1 protein-coding gene is annotated in these 258 nt (G+C 72.9%); it reads right to left on the reverse strand.

What is annotated here, in order from left to right:
- Positions 1-194: FAD-dependent oxidoreductase (locus KVT32_RS30560; protein ID WP_217619483.1), on the reverse strand; the 194-nt coding region annotated here is incomplete at its 3' end.
- Between the last annotated feature and the right edge of the window lie 64 nt (positions 195-258).

The raw sequence follows: 258 nt of genomic DNA on the forward strand, positions 1-258 counted from the left end.
AGCCGCACGTGTACCTGGGCCAGGTACCGCCGGCCGCCATGCACCGGCTTCGAGGTCCGGCTCGACGTGCCCCAGGCGAAGTCGCGCTGTTCGACCAGCAGCGCGCGCAAGCCGCGGCGCGATGCTTCGAGCAGGATGCCCGCGCCGGTGATGCCGCCGCCGATCACCAGCACATCCCATTCGCGTTGCAGCATTTCGGGCAGCGCGGCGCGCCAGCCGCGGGGCCAGAGCGCGCTCACGGCAGCACCAGCTTGCCGG

The organism is Achromobacter sp. GbtcB20 (assembly GCF_019091095.1).
GTDB lineage: Bacteria > Pseudomonadota > Gammaproteobacteria > Burkholderiales > Burkholderiaceae_B > Achromobacter > Achromobacter mucicolens.